This is a genomic window from Aequorivita vitellina (genome assembly GCF_022008365.1).
Lineage (GTDB): Bacteria > Bacteroidota > Bacteroidia > Flavobacteriales > Flavobacteriaceae > Aequorivita > Aequorivita vitellina.
Genome location: NZ_JAIRBA010000001.1, coordinates 61,101 through 80,470 on the forward strand (window position 1 = coordinate 61,101; position 19,370 = coordinate 80,470).

General features: G+C 38.0%; 18 protein-coding genes. 11 read left to right on the forward strand and 7 right to left on the reverse strand.

The window, feature by feature from the left end; genetic code table 11:
* Positions 1 to 201: 201 nt before the first annotated feature.
* The gene (locus tag K8089_RS00270; protein WP_237601257.1) at positions 202 to 1,269 is read right to left on the reverse strand and encodes an isoaspartyl peptidase/L-asparaginase family protein; all 1,068 of its coding nucleotides are present in this window, start codon (positions 1,267 to 1,269) and stop codon (positions 202 to 204) included.
* Positions 1,270 to 1,474: 205 nt separating this feature from the next.
* On the opposite strand from K8089_RS00270, the gene K8089_RS00275 reads away from it, so the two are divergent.
* The 3 genes from K8089_RS00275 (at position 1,475) to amaB (ending at position 4,405) form a co-directional block, all read left to right on the forward strand.
* Positions 1,475 to 1,984, forward strand: a complete 510-nt coding sequence (locus tag K8089_RS00275) for a CAP domain-containing protein (protein ID WP_237601258.1) — start codon at positions 1,475 to 1,477, stop codon at positions 1,982 to 1,984.
* A gap of 66 nt (positions 1,985 to 2,050) precedes the next feature.
* A complete protein-coding gene (locus tag K8089_RS00280; RefSeq protein ID WP_237601259.1) occupies positions 2,051 to 2,593 on the forward strand; it encodes a 3-hydroxyanthranilate 3,4-dioxygenase in 543 nt (180 codons plus the stop codon).
* A 258-nt stretch (positions 2,594 to 2,851) separates the two neighbouring features.
* Positions 2,852 to 4,405, forward strand: a complete 1,554-nt coding sequence (gene amaB / locus K8089_RS00285) for an L-piperidine-6-carboxylate dehydrogenase (protein WP_237601260.1) — start codon at positions 2,852 to 2,854, stop codon at positions 4,403 to 4,405.
* 151 nt (positions 4,406 to 4,556) lie between these two features.
* On the opposite strand, the gene K8089_RS00290 is transcribed toward amaB, so the two are convergent.
* The 5 genes from K8089_RS00290 to K8089_RS00310 form a co-directional block, all read right to left on the reverse strand.
* Positions 4,557 to 5,546 carry an acyl-ACP desaturase gene (locus K8089_RS00290; RefSeq protein WP_237601261.1) on the reverse strand — a complete coding sequence of 330 codons (990 nt, stop codon included), beginning with the start codon at positions 5,544 to 5,546 and terminating at the stop codon, positions 4,557 to 4,559.
* 65 nt (positions 5,547 to 5,611) lie between these two features.
* Positions 5,612 to 6,337: a metallophosphoesterase family protein gene (locus tag K8089_RS00295; protein WP_237601262.1), complete on the reverse strand. Its 726-nt coding sequence runs from the start codon at positions 6,335 to 6,337 to the stop codon at positions 5,612 to 5,614.
* 84 nt (positions 6,338 to 6,421) lie between these two features.
* Positions 6,422 to 7,423, reverse strand: coding sequence for a T9SS type A sorting domain-containing protein (locus tag K8089_RS00300; RefSeq protein WP_237601263.1), 1,002 nt, complete (start codon positions 7,421 to 7,423; stop codon positions 6,422 to 6,424).
* Positions 7,424 to 7,458: 35 nt separating this feature from the next.
* A complete protein-coding gene (locus K8089_RS00305) occupies positions 7,459 to 8,595 on the reverse strand; it encodes an ATP-binding protein (RefSeq protein WP_237601264.1) in 1,137 nt (378 codons plus the stop codon).
* A gap of 53 nt (positions 8,596 to 8,648) precedes the next feature.
* Positions 8,649 to 9,407 (reverse strand): SDR family NAD(P)-dependent oxidoreductase, encoded by a 759-nt coding sequence (locus K8089_RS00310; protein WP_237601265.1) that lies wholly within the window; start codon positions 9,405 to 9,407, stop codon positions 8,649 to 8,651.
* A 265-nt stretch (positions 9,408 to 9,672) separates the two neighbouring features.
* On the opposite strand from K8089_RS00310, the gene K8089_RS00315 reads away from it, so the two are divergent.
* The 8 genes from K8089_RS00315 (at position 9,673) to K8089_RS00350 (ending at position 18,769) form a co-directional block, all read left to right on the forward strand.
* A complete protein-coding gene (locus K8089_RS00315; protein ID WP_237601266.1) occupies positions 9,673 to 10,677 on the forward strand; it encodes an AAA family ATPase in 1,005 nt (334 codons plus the stop codon).
* 93 nt (positions 10,678 to 10,770) lie between these two features.
* Positions 10,771 to 11,634 (forward strand): DUF58 domain-containing protein, encoded by an 864-nt coding sequence (locus K8089_RS00320; RefSeq protein WP_237601267.1) that lies wholly within the window; start codon positions 10,771 to 10,773, stop codon positions 11,632 to 11,634.
* A 7-nt stretch (positions 11,635 to 11,641) separates the two neighbouring features.
* Positions 11,642 to 13,312 carry a DUF4381 domain-containing protein gene (locus K8089_RS00325; protein ID WP_237601268.1) on the forward strand — a complete coding sequence of 557 codons (1,671 nt, stop codon included), beginning with the start codon at positions 11,642 to 11,644 and terminating at the stop codon, positions 13,310 to 13,312.
* Entirely contained in the window at positions 13,302 to 14,306 is a 1,005-nt protein-coding gene (locus tag K8089_RS00330) for a vWA domain-containing protein (RefSeq protein WP_237601269.1), read from the forward strand. Before K8089_RS00325 ends, K8089_RS00330 begins: the two co-directional genes overlap by 11 nt.
* 3 nt (positions 14,307 to 14,309) lie before the next feature.
* Complete coding sequence (locus tag K8089_RS00335) at positions 14,310 to 15,353, forward strand: VWA domain-containing protein (RefSeq protein ID WP_237601270.1); 1,044 nt, start codon at positions 14,310 to 14,312, stop codon at positions 15,351 to 15,353.
* 3 nt (positions 15,354 to 15,356) lie between these two features.
* Positions 15,357 to 16,232 carry a tetratricopeptide repeat protein gene (locus tag K8089_RS00340; protein ID WP_237601271.1) on the forward strand — a complete coding sequence of 292 codons (876 nt, stop codon included), beginning with the start codon at positions 15,357 to 15,359 and terminating at the stop codon, positions 16,230 to 16,232.
* A 3-nt stretch (positions 16,233 to 16,235) separates the two neighbouring features.
* On the forward strand, positions 16,236 to 18,008 hold the full coding sequence (locus K8089_RS00345; RefSeq protein WP_237601272.1) for a BatD family protein: 1,773 nt from the start codon (positions 16,236 to 16,238) through the stop codon (positions 18,006 to 18,008).
* Positions 18,009 to 18,019: 11 nt separating this feature from the next.
* A complete protein-coding gene (locus tag K8089_RS00350) occupies positions 18,020 to 18,769 on the forward strand; it encodes a tetratricopeptide repeat protein (RefSeq protein ID WP_237601273.1) in 750 nt (249 codons plus the stop codon).
* 3 nt (positions 18,770 to 18,772) lie between these two features.
* Here the strand turns inward: K8089_RS00350 and K8089_RS00355 are convergent, their stop codons facing one another.
* On the reverse strand, positions 18,773 to 19,327 hold the full coding sequence (locus K8089_RS00355) for a CvpA family protein (RefSeq protein ID WP_237601274.1): 555 nt from the start codon (positions 19,325 to 19,327) through the stop codon (positions 18,773 to 18,775).
* Positions 19,328 to 19,370: the final 43 nt, after the last annotated feature.

The following is a 19,370-nucleotide window of genomic DNA, read 5'->3' on the forward strand; positions in this document are numbered from 1 at the left end:
AATTGCAAACTAGAAGGATAGGTTGGGCTAAAGCCCGAAGTGTCAACATATGCTTTTTAACCCCGGGCTAAAGCCACGGGGTTATTTCAAGATAATTACTAAAATTAGATTGATTAGAGTTTGAGTCTTTTGAATAACCCCCAGCTTCAGCTGGTGGCAAAGAGACCCAGAAAACAAAGGGCTTTAGCCCAATTTCACAGCTTATTCGTTTTCTTTATAAATTCCAATTTCCAACTCTCCTTCAGCATTCATTGTCGCGCGGTACATTCCTGCAGTGTTGAATTCCATTGCCACATTTCCATCTTTATCTATGGCCACTATTCCACCATCGCCACCAAGGGCAGGAACTTTTTTCTGAATAACCTCATGAGCTGCTTCTTGCAAACTCATTCTTTTATATTCCATTAACGCAGAAATATCATAAGCAACTACGGATCGAATAAAAAACTCGCCCCAACCTGTTGAAGATACGGCACACGTTGCATTGTTGGCATACGTTCCTGCTCCAATAATTGGGGCATCGCCAATCCGGTTCCAGCGTTTGTTGGTCATTCCACCCGTTGAAGTTCCTGCAGCGAGATTTCCGTGTTTGTCTAATGCAGCACAACCGACGGTTCCAAATTTTGAATTTTTGATATACGGATCTTCGAAGGAAACTTTTTTATCATTTTTTTCTTTTTCCTTTTCCAAAACCCTTTGTAAAGACTCGTATCTATTTTTGGTATAGAAATATGTGGTATCCATCATTTTATAATTTAGACTTTGAGCAAATTCTTCCGCGCCAGCTCCATATAACATTACGTGTTCGCTTTTTTGCATAACATCTCTGGCTAAATCTATTGGGTTTTTAATGTGCTTTACCCCTGCCACTGCCCCAGCGTTCAATGCAGCGCCATCCATAATTGAAGCGTCCAATTCGTTGGAACCTTCGTGTGTAAAAACGGCTCCTTTTCCTGCGTTAAAAAGTGGCGAATCTTCCATTACATTAATTGTATGTGTAACCGCTTCTAAGGAAGTACCCCCATTTTTTAAAATTTCGTAACCTGTTTTAACAGCCTCTTCCAATTTTAACATATAAGCGGCCTCGAGTGAATCGCTCATATTCTCTTTTAATATGGTTCCGGCACCTCCGTGAATGACGATTCCGAAGTTTTCTGTCGTTTTTTCAGATTTTTTAGACGAAGAATACATCGATGAAGTGTCATTTTCGACGTTTTTACAACCGATAAACAGAAAAATTATGTTAAATAATGTTAAAATTTTAATCATGGCTATTATTTTTATTTTGGTAATATAAAAGATAAAAAATACAATGTTTATAGGAGCTAAGCGAATAATTAATTAATATTTCGAATTACAAAAAGCTTCGTTTTATCGATTAAGTGCAACTTAATTCCGATAAAGTGCATTTTTATTGAATAATTATTATATATTTGTCTCAACATCATGCCCCAAATTTGATGTCCCTAAAATTATGAAACTACTTAAAAGCAACCTACTTGTTTTGGCATTAATATGCCTCGTATTAACTTCTTGCTCTAAAGAAGATTCTGTTGAAGTTGAAACCGCTAAATACGATATTGATTTAGCCTTAGCCCAAAAGAACGATACGTTTATGTCTAATGAAATTTTAAGATTAGTAAACGATCATCGAGCTTCAATTGGTCTTTCAACTCTTAAAATAGACAGTCAGTATGCTTCTGCCTTTGCTGTTGATCACACAGATTACATGATTGAAAAGGAAAAAATAAACCATGACAACTTTGGATATCGTTCTGAAGGAATAAAATTTCACGATAACGCTAAAGTTGTTGGCGAAAATGTAGCTTATGGATATGATACTGCCGAAGATGTAGTAAACGCTTGGTTAAAAAGTCCGGGACATAAAGCTATTATTGAAGGTAACTACACACACACTGGATTTGGCGTAATGAAGTGCCCCAAAGGCCGTACGTACTTCACCCAGTTATTTTACAGAAAGTAACCCCCACTTCCCTTTTTCTATTAGCTCATTTTGCCGTATTTTTACGTAACATTTAAAAATACGGCAATGACTATTAAAAAACCTTTCAACCTAAATAAGTGGATTGAAGAAAACCGAGACCTACTAAAACCACCGGTTGGCAACAAAAATTTATACGTAGAATCTGATGATTATATCGTAATGGTCGTAGCCGGTCCCAATGCCAGAAAAGATTATCACTACAACGAAACTGAAGAACTTTTTTATCAGCTTGAAGGAAATATTCAAGTTGCAATTCAGGAAAATGGAGAGAAAAAAGTAATGAAACTCGGTCCCGGCGATATGTATCTCCACCCTGCCAAAGTACCACATTCTCCAGCGAGATGCGAAGGCTCCATAGGTCTTGTTATTGAAAGAAAACGTACCGACCTAGAAGGGAAAGATGGCCTTCTTTGGTTTTGCGACAATTGCAATAATAAATTATACGAAGTATATTTTCCGCTAAGCAATATTGAAACAGATTTTCTAAAACATTTTAAACATTTCTACACTAGCGAAGAATTACGCACTTGCGATAAATGTAGCGCTGTTATGGAAGCAGATGCACGATTTACAGCTAATGAAAGTTGAAATCTTTTCATCTGAATTTAAACGCTATCGCAAGCACTCGTTCATTGCTGAAATTTTAAAGAGAAAAGCTTGTAAATCCTAATTATTACTTTCTTTTTAATTTATGAGTGTTTCAATGGCAACATCTTATGCTTCTTTTGATGGCTATTTTGACAAAGCATATTGCTCAAAAAATTGTTGTGACAATCAATTTTTGTAAAGCTTTCATAATTGCTACCTTTGCGCTTTATAAATTTTCGAATAAAAAATCATAAATATATGCAAGCAACAACCACTAGCTTCGGGATTGAAGAAGCGTTGGAACAATTAGGAATTAATAAAACAAATCTTGGAACTTCCACCGGAAGTGAATGGTTTTCAAATGGGGAGGAAATTTCTTCCGTTTCCCCGGTTGATGGCCAACTTATTGCAAAAGTGAGCACAACTTCCAAAGAAGACTACGAAAAAGTAATGGCCAGTGCTACCTCGGCATTTAAGGATTGGAGAGTTAAGCCCGCACCCCAAAGAGGAGAAATTGTACGTCAATTTGGTGAAGAATTGCGCAGGTTAAAGGAGCCATTAGGAAAATTGGTTTCCTACGAAATGGGAAAAAGCTATCAAGAAGGTCTGGGTGAAGTACAGGAAATGATTGATATCTGCGATTTTGCAGTAGGTCTTTCACGCCAACTTCACGGTTTAACGATGCACAGTGAGCGTCCGGGTCACAGAATGTACGAACAATATCACCCACTTGGGGTTGTTGGTATTATTTCGGCCTTTAACTTTCCAGTAGCCGTTTGGGCTTGGAACACAGCATTGGCCTGGGTTTGTGGAGACGTTTGCGTTTGGAAACCTTCAGAAAAAACTCCGTTAACGGGAGTGGCTTGTCAAAAAATTGCTGCAAAGGTTTTTGCGGATAACGATTTGCCAGAAGGTATTTCTTGCCTTATCAATGGCGACTATAAAGTTGGCGAAATGATGACCAACGACAAGCGCGTGCCTTTAATTTCGGCGACAGGATCAATTAGAATGGGTAAAATCGTTGCTCAAGCTGTTGCAGCGCGTTTAGGAAAATCGCTTCTTGAACTCGGTGGAAACAATGCAATAATTGTAACGCCAGATGCAGATATTAAAATGACCGTAATCGGTGCCGTATTTGGCGCTGTTGGAACTGCAGGACAACGTTGTACTTCAACCAGAAGATTGATTATTCACGAAAGCATTTACGATAAGGTTAAAGATGCTGTTGTTGCAGCTTATAACCAGCTTCGCATCGGTAATCCTTTAGATGAAAACAATCACGTAGGACCACTCATTGATAAAGATGCTGTAAAAAATTACCAAAATGCACTTGAAAAAGTTGTAGAAGAAGGTGGTAAAATTATTGTTGAAGGCGGCGTACTTGAAGGTGAAGGTTACGAAAGTGGATGCTACGTAAAACCAGCAATTGCAGAAGCAGAAAACAGTTATGAAATTGTACAGCACGAAACTTTTGGACCTGTATTATATATGATGAAATACAGCGGCAACGTTGAAAATGCACTTGAACTTCAAAATGGCGTTGTACAAGGACTTTCATCTGCAATTATGACTAACAATTTACGCGAAGCAGAACGTTTCTTATCTGTACAAGGATCTGATTGCGGAATTGCAAACGTAAATATAGGTACGAGCGGTGCTGAAATTGGCGGTGCTTTTGGTGGCGAAAAAGAAACTGGCGGTGGCCGCGAAAGTGGAAGCGACGCTTGGAAAATCTATATGCGCAGACAAACAAATACAATCAATTATACTACTGAGCTTCCTTTAGCGCAAGGTATTAAGTTTGATTTGTAATAGCCCCCTAACCCCCGAAGAGGGAACTGTTATGGACACGAATTAAAAAACCTCACAGGTCTTAAAGACCTGTGAGGTTTTTTCTTAAGTTACAGTCTCCTTCCCTTCTGGGAGGTTGGGTGGGGCTTCCCCCCTTCGGGGGTTAGGGGGCTTACACTATTCCATTAGGCTCAACCCATTTAAACCGATTGGCATCCTGCGGAATTTTAATTCTATCGGCAATTCGAAGCATTCTTGATGGTAATTTTAACAAATAGTCACGAGCTTTTTCAGCTTCATCGGTAAGGTTTGAGATTTTTGAAATTTCCCAATGGGCATTTAATTTTTCAAGAATATCAATATAATCGTAAGTTGTATAAACGCCCAAGCGCTGCGCTGCGTTGCTAAAATCGTCAAAAGCCGAAGCCATTTTTCCGCCACTTTGACGAAGGTTTTGGGCAGGCATGATAATTTTTTTCTGCATCATATCTGCAAATGCGAGCATCATTTCACTTGCATCATAATCAAAAATGGTTTTTACAAAATGACGATAAGCCAAATGATGGCGCATTTCATCGCCAGCAATAAGATTGCACATTTTTGCAAGCGACTTATTTCCTTTTTTCTTAGCTATTTTCCCCACCCGACTATGCGAAATATTAGTGGCAAGTTCTTGAAAACTGGTATAGATAAAATTTCTATACGGATCACGGCCGGTTCCTACTTCAAAACCGTCGTTGATTAAATGTTGTGTGGTTATTTCAACTTCCCTCATATTTACCCTTCCAGATAAATACAAATATTTATTCAAGGTATCGCCGTGGCGGTTTTCCTCTCCCGTCCATTGGCGAATCCATTTGCTCCAGCTATTTCGGCCGTGCTGGTCTATGCCTTCCATATCCATCAACCAACTCTCGTAGGTTGGCAATGCTTCTTCTGTAACCATATCGCCTACAAGAACAATCCAAAAATCATAGCCCAGTTCTTTGGCTTCTTCACGAATTTGGGTTACTTCTTCCATATAATTTTCAGCTTGAAAATTGGGAAGTAGATCGGTGGGTTGCCAAATTTCTTCAACTGGAATAAGATATTGATTTATAAAACTATCAACATCCTTTTCAATGGTCTGCATTACTTCAAGTCGTATATTTTTATGTGCCATGGATTTATATTTAGAGCTAACTACAAATATAAGGACTGTGCAGCGGAATTTGTTATAAAGAAATATTAATTCCTGCCAATTTCGTTTGGGTAAAACCTATAAACTGGATCACTCTGCCAAATCTCTTTAGTATCTACATTGAGCATAGTGATTTTTCCTTTGAATGCAGCCCCAGTATCAACATTCCAAACATTGGCAAAGTTTGCCGGCACGTCGTGCCCAACGCGTGTTACAGGTGTATGACCAATATAAATTTCTTTAAAAAGCTTTAGTCGTTTGGGGTATTTATCATCTGTTTCGGCAAGTGAAGCATCCATTGCACAAACCATTTCCCAAAGGGTTCGGTCCCAATATACCGTGTTGGGATAATATTCATGTTGCGGTCCATGTTGATTGGTAAACCCTGCATGCAAATAAAGCCGGTTTTTGTCATCTACGTGGTAATTGGTCAAGTTTTCTAAAAAACGAATGTGAATTCCCTTTTTGGTTTTCGACAAATTTGAATAACTGTCAACACTACTCTGCCCGCCTTGATTGAGCCACATGGGGTTTTTATCCCCAGTTTTTAAATAATTATACAATAGCTCATCGTGGTTTCCGCGAAGAAAGACGCATTCATGTTCCTGAGAAAAATTGATTAAATACGAAATTACTCCGGCAGATTCACTCCATCCATCTACATAATCGCCCACGAAAATATATTTTGTGTCTGAAGGAAGGTTAGCAGTTTCAAGCAATTGTTCCAATGCTTTTAATCCTCCGTGAATATCTCCTATTACAACTGTTTCCATTTTGAAAATATAATGAATTCTATAGTTGAAATAGTTAATAATTTTATAAAACGATTCAATTACAATCTCTCAAGCTAAATTGATTTATTTCTTAATGAATTTCAAATTATTTGGCTTTCCTTCTTTTGAAGAAAGTTTCAAAAAATACAAGCCGGAACTCAAGGTTGAAATATCAATCTCTTCAGAAATGTTATTCAATTTTTGAATCAACTTTCCGTGAATTGAAAAAATTTGAAGCAATTCTATTTCCGAAGTATTTCCGCTCAAATAAAGTTTATCTGAAGTGGGGTTTGGATAAATTGAGAGTTTAGCAATGTCATTTTCTAAAACGTCTAAAACAGTAACTTCACAATTCTCCGAAACCTGAATGTCCCAAGTTTTACTCAAATAACAACCCACAGGACAATCCCCGGCGAATATTCCAAAAGTAAAAATATCTTCATTTATAACAATATTGCATACTTCAACAAATTCGCCGGGTTCCAACTCGTACGGTATTCCGGTATAATTAAATCTTGCTTCAATAGGAATATAAGTTCCTACATAAAATACGTCGGGCACGGCTTCAAAATCGTCAACGAGTGCGCTAACGTTTAAAAAATCATATCCCGTTTCAATATAGAAACCTGTAAAACTGGAGAGGACAATATATTCTGAAATTGAAAACTGATAGGTCGTCATTAAATTATCCAATGCCGCAACTCCCGAAACACCTGTATTTTTAAAATCTTCGAGCCAAGGCGTTGTATTATCAACAGCAAACTCCAACTGTTTAGAAGGAGTAATCGGTGGACCGCCCTCAGGATTTACGTGTATTTTAAACTCATTAAACAACGAATCAATTACTGGGTGATTTGTGGGGTTTTCATAAATGGCCGAAAGCTTTTCCAAATAGGGTGTCAGTCGCGTTTCATTTATAAATGGATTGTCAAAATCGGGATCTGCAGGATTTTCTAAAATATCACGTAGTAAAAGAAATTTCGCATCTCTTTCATAATTTGTTTGAATCCACGGGTCAATGGTGCATTGCGAAAAACCCTGAAATTCAGTAATAATCATTAGTAGAAGAAAGATTGTTTTTTTCATAATTTGAAAAACTGACCCTTATAAAGTTACAAAAATTAATTATAACTAACCTTCCTTAAAATGCGAAGCGACTCCTTTGAAAGTTGATATGCTTCCTCGTGGGAGTCACGTAAAAAATCTTTGGCCTCCTGCAACTTGTCTTTCGCCTCTTCAAAATTGTTTAAATAGCAGATTAAATATGTTGACGGAAGATTTCGCAAATCTTTTACTTCGGAAGCATTTAGTGGAATTTTCTTTTTCAGTTTTTCAAGCACCGCGTTGTTCGAATTATAAATATGAAAAAGTGTTTTTTTATTGAATTTAGGTGCTTCAAAAATTAGTTTTGAATCCATTTGATACGAACCGTTTTCTTTAAAGTGAATTGTTAACTCTTCCAACGGATAATATTTAAATTGCTCATTCAAACCTAAATGTACATATTCTACGGTTCTAAAATAATCGTCGGTAAACTCAATACTTACTTCATCTAAAGCCGAATAAAATAGACGCACCTGCTCGTTTATAAGTTCAATATCAACTCGAGAATAATACGTTTTGTCCTTTATTTTTTTGAGATTTCCCGCCCAGCAAAGCACAAACTGCTCCTTATAAACTTTATAGTGGCTTTCTAAATCTTTGTGCCGCTGGTTAATAAAATCCATTACGCCATCAAGTGTCAATTCAATATTGTTTTTGGCGGCGTTTTCGATGGATTTTACGATTTCAGAATTAACGTCTTTTATTTCAATATCAAAATCTTTCGGCATCGAAATACTACCATCGCGAAGAAAAATAGAGCCGCCCCAATACTTCCAAATATTTTTGCGCAACGAAGTTATCTTTCCATTCGGTCTAATTGTAACCAAACCCACCACCTTATCTGAAGGTAAATTTGGAAATGCCACGTTTTCATAAATTATCAACGGCGCATTGGTAAGATAAGCATTCACCAAATTTTGAATCTTGCTGTCGTCAAAAAAATCTACGCCTCTAATTTCGTTGGTTTCATCTTCAACGCCAATCACGATAAACGAATTATTTGCCGGATTGCTATTGCTGAGCGCGCAAATATGTTTTAAAAATTTCGCCTTTCCCTCTTTATTGCCAAGATCAATTTTTCGCTTTTTATCATAAAAACTGCTCTCGTCATTATGGGCGAGTAGGTTTTTTATTAAAAGTCGTTTGTTGATCATAATTCCCGCGCAGGCGGGAATCTCCTTTTCCCAACCTGCAAATTTTTAATCGGCTAAAGCCCTTTTTTATTCACAATAGTCGAAGACGCCTGATCCAAACACATAACAGTTAAATCTGCAATATTAACATGTGGCGGACGGGTAACGGCAAACCAAATAACATCTGCAATGTCTTCGGGTTTTAATGGTGTGTAACCTTGATACACTTTTTCAGCCCTTTCGCTATCGCCTTTAAAACGCACTTGGCTAAATTCTGTTTCCACCAAGCCTGGATTTATAGCGCCAACTTTAATTCCCTTTCCGTTTAGGTCTAAACGCATCCCTTTATTTATAGCATCAACGGCGTGTTTGCTGGCGCAGTAAACGTTGCCTTTGGGGTAAACTTCTTTTCCGGCAGTGCTGCCAATATTTATAATATGCCCGCTTTTCCGTTCAATCATTTTCGGAATAATTGCTTTGCTAACATACAGCAAACCCTTCACATTTATATCAAGCATCGCATCCCAATCGTTTGTATTTCCTTCGTCAATTGTATCCATTCCGTGAGCGTTGCCGGCGTCATTTATTAAAATGTCAATTGCTGAAAACGCTTTCGGAAGTGATTCTACCGCCGCAAAAACTTCTTCTTTATTGCGAATATCAAAACTTAACGTAAAAACTTCGGTTAAAGCTGAAAGCGTTTCCGAAAGGTTTTTCAATCTATCCTTCCGTCTTCCGCAGAGAATTAATTTCACACCGTTTTTGGCAAAAAGTTTCGCCGTTGCCATTCCTATCCCAGATGTTGCTCCGGTTATAAATGCAGTTTTTTTCATTTTCAATTATTTATTGCTTTTTAATATAAATACCCACGATCAAAATTTATTAAGTTTCTAACTTATCCTTAAAAATACTATTTCTGAAATATCTAAAACATCAATTCTTACAATATTAATATCTTAACAAAAGCTTGTAAACGCTAAGAAAACTTTAAGTTTCAACTTTTTTTAATTTAACCAATTGTTAACAGGCTTTTTAGCAATAAATGCACAATTTGCATCCACTTTTTAAAAAGCATTCTACATTGAATCTAAATACAATATGGAAAATACAAATTCGACCTTTGACATTGGGGCGTTAAACGAAAAAATTGAAAGAGAAAGTGCCTTTGTGGACATACTTTCAATGGAAATGAACAAGGTAATCGTAGGCCAAAAACATATGGTAGAACGGCTTATGATTGGTCTTTTAGGGCAAGGACACATTCTTTTGGAAGGAGTTCCTGGGCTCGCAAAAACACTGGCTATCAACACGCTTGCAAAAGCGGTTCACGGTACTTTTAGCCGAATACAATTTACTCCAGATTTGCTTCCCGCAGACGTTGTGGGAACAATGATCTACAATATGAAGGTGAACGACTTTAGCATTAAAAAAGGCCCAATCTTCGCCAACTTTGTGCTTGCAGACGAAATAAACAGAGCTCCCGCAAAAGTACAATCCGCACTTTTAGAGGCCATGCAGGAAAAACAGGTTACCATTGGCGAAACCACCTTTACATTAGACAAACCATTTTTAGTAATGGCGACACAAAACCCAATTGAACAGGAAGGAACGTATCCACTGCCCGAAGCGCAGGTTGACCGTTTTATGCTGAAAACGGTAATAAAATATCCGCAGATTGCCGAAGAACAATTAATAATCCGGCAAAACTTAAAAGGCGCGTATGAGCAAATTAATCCAGTGGCTTCCGTTGACCAAATTTTAAGAGCTCAAAGTGCGGTTCGCGAAGTTTATATGGATGAAAAAATTGAGAAATACATTCTCGATATTATTTTCGCCACCAGAACTCCTGAAAATTTTGGTCTAGCAGATTTAAAGCCGCTTATTAATTTTGGAGCTTCACCACGTGGAAGTATCAACCTTGCCATTGCCGCTAAATGTTACGCGTTTATTCGCCGTCGCGGTTATGTGGTTCCCGAAGATATTCGCGCAGTTGTGCACGATGTACTTCGTCACAGAATTGGAATTACCTACGAAGCCGAAGCCGAAAACATCACTTCCGAAGAAATAATCAATAAGATTGTTAATGTAATTGAAGTACCTTAATAAATTATGCAGTGTTCAGTGGCAGTAGGCAGTAAATACTTTATTACGCGCCTACACTGCTCACTGTAACTGCCAACTGGCTACTACAAAGAAATGGATACTAAAGAACTTCTTAAAAAAGTACGAAAAATCGAGATTAAAACACGACGCTTGAGCGATCACGTGTTTGGTGGCGAGTACCACAGTACTTTTAAAGGTCGCGGGATGACGTTTAGCGAAGTGCGCCAGTACCAGTTTGGCGACGATGTTCGAAATATAGATTGGAACGTTACCGCCCGCTACAACGAACCTTTTGTAAAAGTGTTTGAAGAAGAACGCGAACTTACTTTAATGTTAATGGTAGACATTAGTGGTTCCGAATATTTTGGAACGCAGGAACAATTTAAAAATGAAATTATTACTGAAATAGCGGCAACCCTAGCTTTTTCAGCAATGCAAAATAACGACAAAACGGGGTTGATACTTTTTTCAGATGAAATTGAATTATACATTCCCCCGAAAAAAGGAAAGTCGCACGTGCTGCGAATTATTCGCGAATTAATTGAATTTAAACCAAAAAGCAACAAAACCGATATCGCCAATGCGCTAAAATTTTTAAGCAGCGTAATGAAAAAGAAAGCCATCGTTTTTGTGCTTTCAGATTTTATTGCAGACAATTACCGCGATACGTTGAAGATTGCCGCAAAAAAACACGATTTAACAGGCATTAGGGTTTACGATAAAGCCGAAGAAAACATTCCGAATTTAGGAATGGTACAGATGGAAGACCAAGAAACTGGCGAGCTTTTATTGGTAAACACAGGTTCAAAAAGTGTTCGTAACCAATATTATAGTTATCATCGCGAACGTGTAGATTATTTCACCGAAGCGTTTACAAAAAGTGGTGCAGGTGCCTTAAGTTCTCGAGTTGATGAAAGTTATGTAAAAAAATTATTGGGTTATTTTAAGAGACGTTAAATTTGAGATGTTAGATATTAGACAAAATAGTAATCACAATAACTGGAATTTGACTATTCTGGGTAACCGCTTTATTCTTTTCTCTTTTCTCTTTTCTCTTTTCTCATTCTACGCAACCGCCCAAGTAACTTCCTCCGTCGATTCTACAAAAATTAAAATAGGCGAAGAAATTCTATATACAATTAACGTTCAGTCGGATTCCACGGACGTTGTAGTTTTTCCCGAAGATCAAACTTTCGCGCCATTAGAAATGATTGAATCCTATAAAACGGATACCACTTTTGAAGGCGCCAAATACCGACTCATCAAAAAATACGGATTAACGCAGTTTGACAGCGGTAAATACACCATTCCGCCGCAGCGCATTTTCATAAATAACAAACCGTTTTTAACCGATTCAATTAAAGTTGAAGTGAACGATGTAGTTGTAGATACAACAAAGCAGAAAATGTTCGGCATAAAACCGGCGGTTCAAGTGAAAAGCCCACCGTTTGATTGGCTCTCGCTTCTGTTTTGGGTAATACCAATTTTGCTCATTGTGGGACTTGCTATTTATTTATTCCGAAGAAAAAAACGAAAAGACGCCGCTCAAAAACAATTGCCGCCCTACGAGGAAGCAATCGTTGCGTTAAAAACTTTAGATAACAGTCAACTACTGAAAGAAAACAAAAGCAAAGAATATTACAGTAACCTTACCGAAATTGTAAAGCGTTATTTAGATCGCGAGGTTGATGAAGCCGCATTGGAAAGCACCAGCGACGAGCTAATCACACGACTGATGATGCACAAAGACGCTGGAAGTTTCGACTTCGATTTGGAAACCATTCGCAAATTAGATTCAATTTTTAAACGAGCCGATTTGGTGAAGTTTGCAAAAATGAATCAAGAGTCGGGGCAAGCAGAAGTTGACAGAAAAACCATAGAAGAAATCATTAACGAAACGCACGAAGCCGTTCCCGAACCTACCGAGGAAGAGCTTTTGAAAAATCAGGAATACCTTGAAAAACTTCGCAAAAGACGCAAACGCAGAAAATGGGTTTTGGGTATTTCGGGCGTATTTGCAGCCGTTATTTTGGCGGGAGCTATTTACGGAGCAGTTACCGGTTTTGATAATTTAAAAGACAAAGTTTTTGGAAACCACCTGCGCGAACTCGCCGAAGGCCGATGGATAAAGAGTGAATACGGAAGTCCGGCCGTAATCTTAGAAACGCCCGAAGTTTTAATTAGAGCCGAAGTGCCAGTTACAAACGCGTCTAAAAGTACCGTAAGCGGAAGAGACATTTTCACTTATGGCGAAATGAATTCGCCACTGTATATTATGGTTTCAACAATGCGTTTTAACCAGAAACAAGACATTGCTTTGGACACCGCGCTGGATGCTGTTTTGGACGATTTGGAACAAAGTGGCGCCAAAAACATGATTGTAAAACGCGACGATTTTGAAACCGAAAAAGGAATAAAAGGTTTAAAAGCCTATGGCGAATTCAACGTACAGGTTTCTGACAATAAAGTTTTAAAAGAAAAAAGCACCTATGAATTGTTGCTTTTCGCGCAGCAAAACGGTTTGCAGGAAGTCTTGATAGTGTATCAAAACGATGGCAAATACGCCGAAGAAATATTAAAAAGAATTGAAGCTTCCATAGAGCTTGAAATTTCAGAAAAGAAAGATGGGCAGTAATTTCGAATTTGTAAATCCGCAGTTTTTCTGGTTGTTACTTTTACTTCCAGTGCTCGTGCTATGGTATTTATGGAAACGCAAACAACAAACGGCTTCATTAAAAATATCGAGCATTCAAGGATTTAAAACTGGTAAAAACTGGTTGGCACGAATAAAACCGTTGCTTTTTGCGCTTCGACTTTTGGCACTTTCAGCATTAATTGTTGCAATGGCGCGACCCAGAACTGTTGACGAATCTACAAAAACAAAAACCACCCGCGGAATAGATATCGTAATGTCCATGGACCTTTCAGCGAGTATGCTGGCACGCGATTTAAAGCCCAACCGTTTGGAAGCTCTAAAAACGGTTGCCGCACGTTTTATAAACAGCCGCCCTAACGACCGTATTGGTTTGGTGGAATATGCCGGAGAAAGTTACACCCGCACGCCATTAACAAGCGATAAAACAATTGTACTGTCTTCCTTAAAAAGTATGTCGTACAACACCACTATTGAAGGAGGAACCGCAATTGGCTCCGGTTTGGCAACAGCGGTAAATAGATTAAAAGACAGCCGTGCAAAAAGTAAAGTGATTATTTTATTGACGGACGGAGTAAATAATTCAGGGTTTATCGATCCAAAAATTGCAAGCGAACTGGCCGTTGAATTTGGCATAAAAGTATACACAATTGGTTTGGGAAGTAACGGAATGGCAATGTCGCCAATAGGCATTCGTCCCGACGGCGGTTTTCAATACGGAAATGTTCAAGTTGAAATTGACGAAGCCTTGCTAAAGGAAATTGCTGAAAAAACGGGCGGACAATATTTCCGCGCTACGAATAATACAAAGTTGGAAGAGATTTACGAAGAAATAAACAAACTTGAAAAAACCGATATCGAAGAATTCAAATACACAAACTATGACGAAATGTTCCGTCCGTGGGTGATTTTCGGATTGATTTTGATTGGGTTTGAATTTTTGTTGCGAACAACCATATTTAAAGGATTTTTATAAAAAATGTATCAATTAGAACAGCCCGTATATTTTTACATTCTCTTCGCCATTCCGGTGATAGTGGTGGTTTTTCTATTGCTTTTGGTTTGGAAAAAAACAGTTCAAAAGAAATTTGTTGACAAAGAATTACTTAAAAAATTAAGTCCAAACCGCTCGCTTTTTAAATCTATTTTAAAAGTTTTGGTACTCTGTTTGGCAATTGCCTGTATGAGTTTTGCTTTGGTAAACCCAAAAATTGGGACCAAACTTGAAACCGTAAAACGCGAAGGTGTAGACATTGTTTTTGCCTTGGATGTTTCAAAAAGTATGCTTGTTGAAGACATTGCGCCAAACCGTTTAGACAAATCGAAACAATTGATTACCCAAATTATCAATAATCTTTCGGGAGACCGGGTAGGAATAATTGGTTATGCCGGTAGCGCATTTCCGCAGGTACCGATAACGACAGATTTTGCTGCTGCCAAATTATTCTTAAACGGAATGAATACCGATATGGTTTCATCGCAAGGCACGGCAATTACCCAAGCTATTGAAATGGCGCAGACTTTTTATGATGATGAAAGCCAGACAAACCGAGTTATGTTTCTAGTTTCCGACGGGGAAGATCACGGCGGTAACATCGCAAAAATTGCTGAGGAAGCTGCCGAAAAAGGAATTAGAATATTTCCCATTGGCGTCGGAACTGTTGAAGGTGGACCAATTCCAATTAAAAAAAATGGGGTGTTACAATATTACCTTCGCGATAAAAACAACGAACAAGTTATAAGCCGATTAGGTGAAGAAACTCTTAAAGAGATTGCGAAAACCACTAATGGTGAGTATCTTGACGGTGCAAATACTAAAGCTGTTGTGGATCGAGTAAAAGCCATTTTAAGCGGAATGGACAAAAAGGAGTTTGAAGCCAAACAATTCACAGATTTTAAAGATCAATTTCAGTGGTTTTTGGCTGGGGCATTGTTTTTGCTGGCTTTAGATGTATTCTTTTTAGAACGACAAACAGCATGGCTTAAAAAATTGAATTTGTTTAATGAAAAGGAAAAACAATAGATTATGTTTGAAGATAAAACGTTTTTTCAGAAAAAAAATATGCCGAGAATTGTAATGATTTTTTGTGCGTTTGCTTTTTCGTTGAATTCATTTGCACAACAAACCAAAGAGCAGAGAAGAGAATTGAAAGCCGCACAGAATTTTATGAGCGAAGCCCAACAGTCGCTTGAAAAGGATAAATTTTCAGTTGCCGAAGCAGATTACCGCCAAGCCATTTCTTTAAACCCAAAAAGCGAAACGGCCAAATATAATTTGGGAACCGCCTACTACGGAAAAGAAAAAAATGCTGAAGCGATGCTTCGTTTTAAGCAGGCTGCCGCAACTGCCGACACGAAAGCCGAAAAGCACAAAGCATTCCACAATTTGGGGAATACGTATATGAATGAAAAAAAATATACCGAAGCCGTTGAGAGTTATAAAAATGCACTTCGGAACAATCCGAATGACGATGAAACGCGCTATAATCTAGCTTTGGCAAAAGACATGTTGGAAAAAAATCCGCCACCGCCGCAAGATAAAAACGACGAGAACAAGGATAAAAACGAAGATAAAAAAGATCAGGACAACAAAGATCAACAAGATAAAGACGATAAAAATAACGAAGTCGATAAGGGCGACCAAAAAGAAGACAAAGACAAAGGCGACCAGAAAGAGGATAAAAAGGAAGGCGATGAAGATAAAGACCAAGGCAAGCCAGACAAACCAAAAGATGAAGAAGGCGACAAACCGCAACAGCAACAGCCTGTTCCCGGACAACTTTCGCCTCAACAAGTAAAAAGTCTTTTGGAAGCAATGAACAACGAAGAGAAAAAAACACAGGAAAAGATAAATGCTGAAAAACAGAAAGGCACGAAAGTGCAATCTGATAAAGATTGGTAGATTATGAAGACGATGAAAATTTTATTCCTTTTGGGCTTTGTGCTGTGCGGATTTGCCGCTACTGCGCAAGTTCAGTTTGATGCCAAAGTGAGCAAAAAGAGACTCGGAATAAACGAACGTTTACGAGTAGATTTTGAAATGAACCAAGATGGCGATAATTTTAGACCACCAAATTTTGATGGTTTTCGCGTTGTTGGTGGGCCCAATCAATCCATCAGCAATTCGTGGATAAATGGCAAAAGAAGTTTTTCAAAAACGTATTCATACTTTTTATCTCCGCAAACGCGCGGAAAAGTTACTATTGGTCAAGCCACCATTGAAGTTGAAGGCGAAACCTATAAAACACTTCCCGTTGAAGTAGAAATTACTGCTGCCGTGGCAGTGCCAAAAGACGGCAATAATGCAGAATATGTTGCGAGTGAAAACGTACATTTGGTGGCAGAAGTCTCAAATGCCAATCCATTTTTAAATGAAGCTATAACTGTAACTTACAAATTATATGTTTCGCACGACGTGAGTATTACCAGCCAATGGCGTGAAATTGACACTCCAAAATATGCCGATTTTTGGAGTCAGAATATTGACAATCAAAACAATTATAAGGTTTCCGAAGGCAAATACAATGGCGAAGATTATCGCTTTGTAATTTTAAGAACTACTGTACTTTATCCGCAAAAAACCGGCGAATTAGAAATTGAGCCGCTTACGCTAGATGTTCCAATAGACGTTCAAGGCAATCGCCGTGATATTTTTGGCCGCAGATTGATGGAGCGCGTTAATAAAACAATTTCTGCCGGAAAGCGAACTATAAATGTTAAACCACTTCCGCTGGAAGGAAAACCCGACGGCTTCAACGGCGCAGTTGGCGATTTTGCTTTTAACGTAGCTGCAAACAAAACCACGCTCAACGCGAATGAATCTCTGCAACTCGACGTGAAAGTTTCAGGAAAAGGAAACTTAAAATTGTTTACAATTCCTTCGGTAAAACTTCCAAGTACATTGGAAGTTTATGAACCAGAACACAGCGAAAGTGTAAATACAACCGTTGGCGGAATGCAAGGTTCTATTACTGACTCGTACACTATTGTCCCGCAATTTAAAGGTACATATCCTATAAACCCGATTACTTTTTCGTTTTTCAATCCGAAAACTGAAAAATACCAAACCATCACTTCAAAAGAATTTACAATTGAAGTTGAAAACGGACCAATATCTGCCACTACGCCAAACTCAACTGCAAGCGATGGCAATAAAAAAGTTGTGCTTTCAAAAGACAATTTTAAATATATAAAGTTAGACGCCAATCTACGGCCGATAGCGGAGGAAGGTTTCTTTAAATCGCCGTTATTTTGGTCGCTTTTGGGTGGGCCATTTTTATTGATTCCGCTATTTATTCTCGCTGGGAAAAAACGCAGAGAACGCTTAAATGATGTAGAAGGAAACAAATTACGACAAGCAAATAAGCTCGCTAAAAAATACCTGTCTGAAGCAAAACGAAATATGGCCAACCCGGGTGCTTTTTATGAAGCGTTGGAACGCGCACTTCACAATTATTTAAAAGCAAAACTCAATATTGAAACAACTGAAATGGAAAAAAGTCTCATTTCAAAAATGCTTTCGGAACGAAACGTTGAAGCACCCGTTGTTGAAAACTTCATCGGCATATTAAAAAGCTGCGAGTTTGCACGATATGCTTCGGCAAGTACTTCATCTGTGCAACAAGATTACAGCAAAGCGGTGACGGTTATTTCAAACATTGATAAACAAATACAGTAAAAAAGAAGAAGATGAAAAAGCTGCTGTACATATTAATTTTATTAGTTTCCTTCTCGAGTATTGCCCAAAACCAAAATCTTTTCGATCAAGGGAAAGAGCTTTACAAAAATGGAAAATATCAACAAGCAATCAACGCTTGGATGCAGATTTTAGACAAAGGCGAACATTCTGCCGAACTCTATTTCAATCTGGGAAATGCGCAGTATAAGTTGAACCAAATTGGTCCGAGTGTGTATTATTACGAGAAAGCGCTTCAACTTTCACCCAACGATTCAGACATAAAAAATAATCTTGCTTTTGCAGAAAATGCGCGTATTGATTCTATTGAGCCTTTACCACAAACCGTTTTTTCAAAATGGTATAAGAGCATTGCAGGCGTTTTCACATTCAATGGCTGGGCAATTTTAGCAGTTATTTTTTCAATACTTTTTGTGGCCTTATTTTTATTTTACTATTTCGCTTATACCGAAAAAAGAAAGCGTTTGCTTTTTGCAAGTTCGATGTTTGCGGGAATTTTTCTAGTGACATCGTTAACGATGGCTTTTGTAACGTATAGCGATTTCACCAAAAAACAACCCGCAATTATTTTTGCGAGCGAAATTGAAGTAAAAACCGAACCTTCAATGGGAAGCAGCGTTGCATTTACACTTCACGAAGGCACCAAGGTTCAAATTTCTGCGCAGGATGGCAATTGGTACCGCATTACTTTAGCAGACGGAAAAGACGGCTGGATTCCCGCCACCGATTTAAAACAACTTTAAAAGTTACTCAATACTGTCTTTAACGTTTTCGTTTTCTAAAGGCGAATTTATTTCTGGCAGTTCAATATTCAATTCGTCCACTTCTTTCATAATTGCTGGCAGAATAGCAGGCGCTATTGCAGCAACGGGCGTGTAAAGAATTGAGTCGTCTCGTTGTTCGGGCGAAAGGATTCTATAATCTTCAGAAGCGTTTACAAACATAAAAACAACGCTTAATATAAACGCAAATTTTAAGGCATTAAATACACCTCCAAAAATTTTATTGAAAATACCCATCATTGCGAAATCGGCCACTTTTGTTAAAATTCTTCCCAACAGCGCAAAGAGAAACATAATAATAAAGAAGGTGATTAAAAAAGATGCTATATTGGTTAAGTCTTCACTCCAGTCAAACCATTTTTCAATATAAACGCGCGCATAATCTGAAAAAAACATAGCGCCATAAACCCCAGCAACGAGACCGATTAATGATGCTAACGATCTTAGAATTCCCTTCCGAAAACCCATAAAAAAAGCTATGATTAAAATGATGCCAATTACAATATCTATGGTATTCATATTTCAAAAATTTTTATAAATATACCATTTTCCAAATTCTGAA

Bases quoted from the DNA above. Each gene is read 5' to 3' on its own strand.
- K8089_RS00270 (WP_237601257.1), bottom strand. From the start codon at position 1,269: ATGATTAAAATTTTAACATTATTTAACATAATTTTTCTGTTTATCGGT.
- K8089_RS00275 (WP_237601258.1), top strand. From the start codon at position 1,475: ATGAAACTACTTAAAAGCAACCTACTTGTTTTGGCATTAATATGCCTC.
- K8089_RS00280 (WP_237601259.1), top strand. From the start codon at position 2,051: ATGACTATTAAAAAACCTTTCAACCTAAATAAGTGGATTGAAGAAAAC.
- amaB (WP_237601260.1), top strand. From the start codon at position 2,852: ATGCAAGCAACAACCACTAGCTTCGGGATTGAAGAAGCGTTGGAACAA.
- K8089_RS00290 (WP_237601261.1), bottom strand. From the start codon at position 5,546: ATGGCACATAAAAATATACGACTTGAAGTAATGCAGACCATTGAAAAG.
- K8089_RS00295 (WP_237601262.1), bottom strand. From the start codon at position 6,337: ATGGAAACAGTTGTAATAGGAGATATTCACGGAGGATTAAAAGCATTG.
- K8089_RS00300 (WP_237601263.1), bottom strand. From the start codon at position 7,423: ATGAAAAAAACAATCTTTCTTCTACTAATGATTATTACTGAATTTCAG.
- K8089_RS00305 (WP_237601264.1), bottom strand. From the start codon at position 8,595: ATGATCAACAAACGACTTTTAATAAAAAACCTACTCGCCCATAATGAC.
- K8089_RS00310 (WP_237601265.1), bottom strand. From the start codon at position 9,407: ATGAAAAAAACTGCATTTATAACCGGAGCAACATCTGGGATAGGAATG.
- K8089_RS00315 (WP_237601266.1), top strand. From the start codon at position 9,673: ATGGAAAATACAAATTCGACCTTTGACATTGGGGCGTTAAACGAAAAA.
- K8089_RS00320 (WP_237601267.1), top strand. From the start codon at position 10,771: ATGGATACTAAAGAACTTCTTAAAAAAGTACGAAAAATCGAGATTAAA.
- K8089_RS00325 (WP_237601268.1), top strand. From the start codon at position 11,642: ATGTTAGATATTAGACAAAATAGTAATCACAATAACTGGAATTTGACT.
- K8089_RS00330 (WP_237601269.1), top strand. From the start codon at position 13,302: ATGGGCAGTAATTTCGAATTTGTAAATCCGCAGTTTTTCTGGTTGTTA.
- K8089_RS00335 (WP_237601270.1), top strand. From the start codon at position 14,310: ATGTATCAATTAGAACAGCCCGTATATTTTTACATTCTCTTCGCCATT.
- K8089_RS00340 (WP_237601271.1), top strand. From the start codon at position 15,357: ATGTTTGAAGATAAAACGTTTTTTCAGAAAAAAAATATGCCGAGAATT.
- K8089_RS00345 (WP_237601272.1), top strand. From the start codon at position 16,236: ATGAAGACGATGAAAATTTTATTCCTTTTGGGCTTTGTGCTGTGCGGA.
- K8089_RS00350 (WP_237601273.1), top strand. From the start codon at position 18,020: ATGAAAAAGCTGCTGTACATATTAATTTTATTAGTTTCCTTCTCGAGT.
- K8089_RS00355 (WP_237601274.1), bottom strand. From the start codon at position 19,327: ATGAATACCATAGATATTGTAATTGGCATCATTTTAATCATAGCTTTT.